Origin of the sequence: Pseudoalteromonas apostichopi (genome assembly GCF_030297135.1) — a bacterium.
Classification (GTDB): domain Bacteria; phylum Pseudomonadota; class Gammaproteobacteria; order Enterobacterales; family Alteromonadaceae; genus Pseudoalteromonas; species Pseudoalteromonas apostichopi.
This window is the reverse complement of the sequence record NZ_AP028065.1, coordinates 2,028,749-2,035,000: the sequence shown is the minus strand read 5'-3', so window position 1 is coordinate 2,035,000 and position 6,252 is coordinate 2,028,749. Positions and strand designations below refer to the sequence as shown.

The window sequence follows — 6,252 nt, the reverse complement described above, 5'->3', positions numbered from 1 at the left end:
ATAAGGCATATTCCCAAGCATTACTCACCCGTCCGCCGCTCGACGCCAGAGGTGCAAGCACCTCTTCGTTTCCGCTCGACTTGCATGTGTTAGGCCTGCCGCCAGCGTTCAATCTGAGCCATGATCAAACTCTTCAATTAAAAGTTTTTTCTGTCCCGAAGGACATGCTCAATGAATTCTGAATTTTGATATCTTTCGATATCGAATTGACTGTGCTGAAACAAGTAAACTTGTTTCCGTTGGTCACTCAGTTCAATTGAGACTCTAAATTTGTTTGCGTCATCTAGCGAACTAGAATCTGCTGTTAGAACTCAATCTGTACGAGTGCCCACACAGATGATTGCTTTATATTGTTAAAGAACGTTGCGACGTTGTCGCTAGGGATGCGTATAATACATCCTTAATTTTTCGAGTCAACACTTAATTTCAAACTTTCTTTCGATAATTTGAAACCGAAGTTTCACTTAACTCTCTGCTACGTTGTTCAGCGTCTTTCGTTGCTGCCCGCCGTGTCAGTGGGGTCGCATTATAGGGAGATCCAAAAACAGATCAACACTTTTTTTCGATCTTTTTACTGTTCGCTCAAAAAGCGAACTAAAATTACCGAAAATAGCAAAAACGGTCGCTATTATGGCTGTTTTTTATGCCAATATTCATAATTTCATGCAAATTTCATTGCTATGTTCATTTAACTCGTTAAGATAGCAAGTTCACAATGTTAAATTAATGTTTATTTCTTGTTTATTGGTAGATCAAAATGAAATTACCCGATCAAAAATCTTTTCTTTTCTCCGTTATTCTTGCTGTTTTGGGGTTTGTAGTTGTTAAGTTTGCATTTGCAAGCTTAGCGTTAGACCCAGCATTGCTATTTGGTGCAGGCTTATTAATTGGTGCTTTAGTTATTGCTGCGCTTTCATCAACGTCAAGTGAGGAGGCCGAAGTAAAAACAAAAACTCTTTATGTTGGCAACCTACCTTATCGTGCTAATGAAGGTGTTGTTCGTGCTTTATTTGAAGAACAAGGCAAAGTTTTCAACGTACGCTTACTAAAAGATAAAAACACAGGTAAACGTCGTGGCTTTGGATTTGTGGAAATGGCTGAAGCAGATGCTGAAAACGCAATCAATCAATTAAATGATAGCGAATTCCAACAGCGTACTTTAAAAGTACGTGAAGCAAAACAAAAACAAGAGAACGAGACTAATAGCTTCCGTGAGGGATCTGATCAGTCAGCGTAATCAGCTCAACGTTTAATTGCGAGTGACAAATAGGAGCCGTTGCATAAAAGTGCAGCGGCTTTTTTTTATCTCCGGTTACTGTGTATCCCCGAAGTTCAATTAAACTTTTAACGCGATTAGCAATCGCTTTGCCTGAATCTATAAGTAAGATCCGTTGTTTATAATAGTCATTAATCGCATTTGCTAATAATGGAAAGTGTGTACAGCCAAGTACCAATACATCTATATCTTCTGCGATAGCTAGACCACACAATTCTTTTTCAAGTTTTTCTTTATTGAGTGTCTGCGTATGAAACAGTGTTTCTGCTATTTCCACCAGCTCAGTTGAACCATATAAACTGACTTGAGTGCCTTGGCTATAAGTACTAATTAAGTTTGCAGTATAGTGGCTCTTGGTCGTCGATGGCGTTGCCAACAAACCAATATGTTTGCTATTGCTTAAAGCGCTTGCTGGCTTTATCGCAGGCACAACACCAACTACTTCTATATTTGTATACGGGCGAATAGTTTCTAATGCAGATGTAGAGGCGGTGTTACACGCAATTACTAGGATATCTACGTGTAATTTTTCTATTTCGATAAACTGTAGTAGCGCAAAAAGGCGGGTTATGATCGTTTGCTGGCTTTGCGCGCCATATGGCAATAAAGCATTATCCATAAAATAGCTATAATCAGCATCTGGGATCAGTGCTTGGATCTGTTCAAGTACGGTTGTCCCACCTATACCAGAATCAAACACCATTATATGAACTGACAAACTGCTTACCTCGGATTATCAAAGGCCAGCAGTTTGCCATGCAGCTATATAAAAATAAAGAAAGGGTTAAGCTTCTTCAGTTGCCGAACGTAGTTTATTCATTTGTTCAAACATTGCTTTGGTATAATCCACCAGCTTGCTTACTTCTTCTTTATCTTGGTTTAACCATTGTAAGATACCAGCAAGTTCATTTTGCAAACCTAACTCACCCGCTTTATTGAACGCTTGTTTCAAATCGTCATTAAATGGCGCTATTTTATCAGCGACTTCTTTTTCAGGGGATGGTTTATATTCTTCATACCCTTTTATAGCAGCAACTGTTTTTGTTTGTTTCAGATCCATGGTAAAGCCAACGAGTTGCTCGTTACCTAAGTTCAACTCTTTAGCTTGTTCAAAGGCGTCTTCTAATGAACCAGAGAAGAATGTTTCGCTAACACTCTGCAAGTCTTCCATCAATTCATTGATAGCTTGCTGCTCTTGCTCATTTAAATCACCATTGACTGTCATCGAGAATGATAAGTCACGTGATTGAGAAGATTCACTGACAAACGCTTCGTTATCGCCATTTTTGCTATAGCCGCTTGCTGACTCACTTTCGTATGCATCAGCAAAGCTAATACTCACTTCATCACCTTCAGCAGTAGTGAAAGTGTATTCTGCATTATTACTTAAACTAACGTATTGGGCCTGGCTTACTGAAACCGAATTTGGTTTAGGATTGAACAAGTCTTCTTCTAATTCATCAATACCTTTATAGATGCCTTCTTTAGACTTTTCGATACCCTCTTCGATGTCATCATTAAGAATACCTGACCCTTTTAGCTCATCATAAGCATCGTCGATGCCCATTTGTACACCTTTTCGTGCATCACCAAGCATACCTTTGAGCTTTTCATCATCAGCACCATCTGCTTTTGCTTTGCGAAGCGCACCGCCAACAAAGTCGAGAACGTTTTTAACGATCTCTTCAAAGTCGAACAGTGGTTTATCTTTTTTCTCTTCGGCTTTAGGTAAACCTAGTGCCTCAGCAAGTTTATCATCAAGAACTTTAGCAGCCAGCTCTCGGCCTCGTTGCTGGTAACTATCTTGACGATTTTGAATAGTAGGCTGCTGCAATGCCTGTTTGCCATTGTATTTATTCACATTTGTATTAGGCATATAGCCTAGGTTGCCAATTTTCATGATCCGACTCCATGTTATGGTTAACTCATTATCGGCCAAAAACCACAGAACTTAAGTTTTTTGTATAAAAAAACGACACTAAAATAAATAACAAAACTAGACAAATCCTCAGCGCTCCCTACAATAGCGCCGTTATAAAGCTAAGAGATAAAAGGTAATCAGCCATGGCGGTTATAAAAATTGATACAACTCAATATGATGCACAATTGAGTGAGAAAGAGCAGCGCATCACCTCACAGTTTAGACGTTTTGGGGTCGAAAAATTAGAAGTGTTTGGCTCTGACCCTATTCATTACCGCCAACGTGCAGAGTTTCGTGTCTGGCATGAAGGTGAAGACCTTTTTCACATCATGTTTGATCAACAAACTAAAGAAAAGATCCGTGTTGACGAGTTTGACCCTGCAGCGCCTTTAGTGGGTGAAGTCATGCAAGCCATGATTGAAAACTTAAAAGACAATGAAGTTCTGCGTCGCAAGCTGTTTCAAATCGATTATCTTTCAAGCTTAAGTGGCGAGATTCTAGTTAGTTTGTTATACCACAAACAATTAGATGAGCAGTGGCTACAAGCTATTAAAGAGCTTAAAGCAAAACTTAGCACACAGTTTAAAATTGATTTTATTGGCCGTGCTCGCAAGCAAAAAGAAGTGATTGGTAATGATTTCGTTATTGAGCGTTTAAACGTAAACGGTAAAGAGCTTATCTATCAACAAGTCGAAAATAGCTTTACGCAACCTAATGCGAAAGTGAACATCAAGATGCTAGAGTGGGCACAAGCGCTTTGCCAACCACTTAGCAATGACTTACTGGAGTTATATTGCGGGAATGGTAATTTCTCCATTGCTCTTGCAGATTCATTCGACCGCGTATTAGCGACTGAGATTTCAAAATCATCGGTTTACTCTGCACAATACAATATCGCGCAGAACAAGGTTGAAAACTTAGATATCATTCGTATGTCGAGTGAAGAGTTCACTCAAGCAATGAAAGGCGAGCGCACTTTCTCTCGTTTGGATGGCATTGATCTGAAAAGCTATAACTGCCAAACAATCTTGGTGGACCCACCACGTGCTGGCATGGACACACTGACTTGTGACCTAGTTGCGAACTACGACAATATTATTTATATCTCGTGTAATCCAGATACCCTAGAGCGTGACCTTGACCACTTATGCAAAACCCATGCAGTAAAGCGTTTTGCTATTTTCGATCAATTCCCTTACACCCACCACATTGAATCAGGTGTGTTTTTACAGCGTAAATAAAATTAGTCTGCCAGCGCTTTAAATAGTGCTGGCAACTGCTGCTCACTAAACACTTCTATATTGTTGTCAGTTAACAGCTTTGCAGTTAACCCCATCCCTGAAATTTTCCTTCCAGAATGACTACCATCGTAAATCGTATTGCGACCACATGACGGGCTTGACTCTTTTAACAAGGCATAACGAATACCTTGCTTTTGGCAAAGTTTAAGAGCTTGTTCTGCACCATAAGCAAATTGCACTGTGACATCTTGCGCATCTTTGGTGAGTACTCTTCCCAATTTAATTTCTGCTGGCGGCCTTGGTGTAGGTAAGCCACCAGCTACTTCAGGGCAGAATGCAATAAGCCTTCCCTGCTGTTTTAGAGTTTCTAAGCCAGGATGAAGTAAGTTTTGCGATTGCCCGTCATAACGAACAGGGTTTCCTAACAAACAGCTTGAAACTAGTATTTTTTGCATTTGCTTTACCAATAAAAAAAGCTCCGCGTGCGGAGCTTTAATTTTAATTAAACTAAACTTATTTATCAGCTAGGTAATTAATTAAGTCTGCCATGCTCTTTGCATCGCTAATACCTGAATCCGCACCTATAATCACGCGATATTTACCATTAACAATAAAAGTTGGAACGCCTTTTAAAGCACCTTTTTGTTGGTAGTATTCTTGGTCGCGTTTCATTTTAGACGCCATAGTACGTACAGAGAAGCTGTTGTAGTACTTATCAAAATCTTCAGCCGATACACCTTGTGAAACGAAGATGTCTTTCATGTCTGCTAGTTCGTTAATACGTGCACGCTTACCGTGAATATGATTAAACACAGCGGCTACTAAAGCGTCTTTCTGTGGTAACACATTAGCCGTCGCATAACCTTGCGCTAAGATGGTTTGAATCTCTGGGTCACGAGGACCTGAAAAATCAACATGACTCTTTTTGAACTTTACGCCCTCTTTAAGAAGTGTTTTAAGCTCTTTCACTACTGGCTCGAAGTTATTACAGTGTGGGCAGTAGAATGAGAAGAACTCTTTTACTTCAGGCTTTTTAGAAGCGCGTGCATCAATCGTTTCATAATGCTTACCTTCTTCATATTGAGCAGCTGAGGCATTTGCCGCTAAACCTAGCGTGGCAGCCATTAATACAGCTTTTACTAACTTGATCATTACTTCTTTACTCCAAAATTATTGTTTTAATAAGAATTCGACTAACTCATCAAGCATCTGCTGGCTTTTGATGGTATTTAAATTGATTTTATATTTATCATTTACGATAAAAGTAGGCACACCTGTTAACGCACCCATGTCAGAATATTTTTGCTGTTTATCTTGCATCGCTTTTTCAGCACTAATCACTGGCATGCTTGCAATTTCAGCATCAAACACATCGTTGCTGATACCATTGGTCGCAAGTAATGCTTTAACGTCTTTCATGTCTTTAAGTAAAGCGCGTTGTCTGTGGATGCTATTAAAAATTTGGTCAGCAACTTGCTCTGCTTTGCCATGCTGCTTAGCAATTAAGTAGGCATAGCTTAAATTACTTTGTGTTTGCTTAGATACACCACCTAAAAAGTTAACATGGCTTTTTACAAACTCGGTACCTTCAGGAAGACTTGCAGTTAATGCTTTTGCTACAGGCTCAAACTGAAAACAGTGTGGGCAATAAAACGAAAAGAACTCGGTTACTTGAGGTGTTGCACTTTTCTCAACTTTTAAAACTTCATATTGATTACCTGCTTCAAAATCAGCAGCAAGGGCTGCAAAAGGTAAACATAAAATGAGTAGACTTAACTTTAATTTTTTAAACATTATTTTCTCGTCTTTATTAG

General features: G+C 39.3%; 7 protein-coding genes and 1 rRNA gene (1 of these 8 running past the window's edge). 2 read left to right on the top strand and 6 right to left on the bottom strand.

Translation table 11 applies throughout. The annotated features are described in order from the left end of the window. Positions 1–140: ribosomal RNA gene (locus QUE86_RS09150) — 16S ribosomal RNA — on the bottom strand (it extends 1,401 nt beyond the left edge of the window). Positions 141–757: 617 nt separating this feature from the next. Here QUE86_RS09150 and QUE86_RS09145 point away from each other — a divergent pair. Beyond that, positions 758–1,237: an RNA recognition motif domain-containing protein gene (locus QUE86_RS09145; protein ID WP_130049912.1), complete on the top strand. Its 480-nt coding sequence runs from the start codon at positions 758–760 to the stop codon at positions 1,235–1,237. On the opposite strand, the gene murI is transcribed toward QUE86_RS09145, so the two are convergent. After that, positions 1,200–1,994, bottom strand: a complete 795-nt coding sequence (murI, locus tag QUE86_RS09140; RefSeq protein WP_130049913.1) for a glutamate racemase — start codon at positions 1,992–1,994, stop codon at positions 1,200–1,202. The genes QUE86_RS09145 and murI overlap by 38 nt on opposite strands. Before the next feature lie 66 nt (positions 1,995–2,060). Next, entirely contained in the window at positions 2,061–3,176 is a 1,116-nt protein-coding gene (locus tag QUE86_RS09135) for a DUF5610 domain-containing protein (RefSeq protein ID WP_286256736.1), read from the bottom strand. Positions 3,177–3,340: 164 nt separating this feature from the next. Between QUE86_RS09135 and trmA the strand changes: the two genes are divergently transcribed. Further along, a complete protein-coding gene (gene trmA / locus QUE86_RS09130) occupies positions 3,341–4,438 on the top strand; it encodes a tRNA (uridine(54)-C5)-methyltransferase TrmA (protein WP_130049915.1) in 1,098 nt (365 codons plus the stop codon). A gap of 2 nt (positions 4,439–4,440) precedes the next feature. On the opposite strand, the gene QUE86_RS09125 is transcribed toward trmA, so the two are convergent. From QUE86_RS09125 to QUE86_RS09115, 3 genes are read right to left on the bottom strand one after another with little or no spacing between them, the layout of a single operon-like run. Next, positions 4,441–4,893, bottom strand: a complete 453-nt coding sequence (locus QUE86_RS09125; protein ID WP_130049916.1) for a 2-thiouracil desulfurase family protein — start codon at positions 4,891–4,893, stop codon at positions 4,441–4,443. Between the two features lie 58 nt (positions 4,894–4,951). After that, positions 4,952–5,590 (bottom strand): thiol:disulfide interchange protein DsbA/DsbL, encoded by a 639-nt coding sequence (locus tag QUE86_RS09120; RefSeq protein ID WP_130049917.1) that lies wholly within the window; start codon positions 5,588–5,590, stop codon positions 4,952–4,954. An 18-nt stretch (positions 5,591–5,608) separates the two neighbouring features. Then, positions 5,609–6,232 carry a thiol:disulfide interchange protein DsbA/DsbL gene (locus QUE86_RS09115; RefSeq protein WP_130049918.1) on the bottom strand — a complete coding sequence of 208 codons (624 nt, stop codon included), beginning with the start codon at positions 6,230–6,232 and terminating at the stop codon, positions 5,609–5,611. Between the last annotated feature and the right edge of the window lie 20 nt (positions 6,233–6,252).